Source organism: Paraliobacillus quinghaiensis (assembly GCF_003426025.1).
Lineage (GTDB): Bacteria > Bacillota > Bacilli > Bacillales > Amphibacillaceae > Paraliobacillus_A > Paraliobacillus_A quinghaiensis.
Map to the genome: position 1 here is coordinate 1 of NZ_QJSH01000064.1, position 1,177 is coordinate 1,177.

Consider the following 1,177-nt stretch of genomic DNA (forward strand, 5'->3'; position numbering starts at 1 on the left):
CCCTCAAGATGAGACTTCTCATCATTTAGAGTAAGATCCCTCAGAGACGATGAGGTTGATAGGTTCGAGGTGGAAGCGTGGTGACACGTGTAGCTGACGAATACTAATAGATCGAGGACTTAACTATAATATATATGTTGTCTTGTTGTACTTCTTATCTAGTTTTGAAGGTACTACCTTCAATAAACTTGATTTAGTGACAATAGCGAAGAGGTCACACCTGTTCCCATGCCGAACACAGTAGTTAAGCTCTTCAGCGCCCATGGTAGTTGGGGCTTTGCCCCTGCGAGAGTAGGACGTCGCTAAGCATACTGTAAAACATCTATTACTTATGTAATGGGTGTTTTTTTATTTTGTTAGCAATGTTAAGTGTAAAAAATAACTTCTAATTTAAAGGAAGTTCTATTTTTACATATTTACGATAATTTGAAGTGATTTTCAAACACTTGTTCGGTATAATGTGAACAAGGAGGTGAAAAAAATGGCAACAAAAACTATCCTAGTGAGGCTTCAAAACGTAACAAAGAAAAAACACAAACACTTCGTACAAGAGCAAACAGAGTTTGCTACTTGTGTTAATAATTGTGTAAAACGCCTTCATAACAGTGAAAAGCTTTCTTCTAAAAATGTGAATTTTAATTTTAAATCTGCCATTAAAAACGAAGCGATTCGTCGTGCTAGAAAAGCTATTTCAGATTTCAAAAAAGGAAAAGCAAAAACACTTCCTACATTTAAAAATTCACTTGGCATTAAAATCAATAATCAAAATTGGAACAGCGTTGAAAAAAACGGAAAATGGTATATTGCTTTCACATCAAATTTAGGAAAGAAAAGCATTCCTGTTGTAGAAAGCGAAGATGTAAAAATGTATTTTCCTTTTCTATTAAAAGAAAACAAAGAGCACCGCGGAACAATGGAATTGTTCCGAAAAGGAAGAGATTGGTACATTGCTATTCCTATCCAAGTAAGCTCTGAATTATACTTCACTGAAACACATAAAGAAGTAAAGAAAGACTTTGTTGATTATACACCTGTAGGTGTAGATTTAGGTCTTCGTCACCTTGCGGTTCTTTCAGAACCTACTAGTGGAAAAAGACAATTTTTTTCAGGAAAAGAAGTCGGATATAAGCGACGTCACTTTCGTTCCCAGCGCTGTTCGTTAGGAAAGAAAAAGGCA

1 protein-coding gene and 2 rRNA genes are annotated in these 1,177 nt (G+C 35.4%); all 3 read left to right on the forward strand.

Annotated elements, in window-relative coordinates:
* Positions 1–127, forward strand: a 23S ribosomal RNA gene (locus tag D2K40_RS16240); the annotation flags it as partial.
* Between the two features lie 65 nt (positions 128–192).
* Positions 193–308, forward strand: a 5S ribosomal RNA gene (rrf, locus tag D2K40_RS16245).
* A 173-nt stretch (positions 309–481) separates the two neighbouring features.
* On the forward strand, positions 482–1,177 hold a 696-nt coding region (locus tag D2K40_RS16250; RefSeq protein ID WP_162879264.1), incomplete at its 3' end, for a hypothetical protein.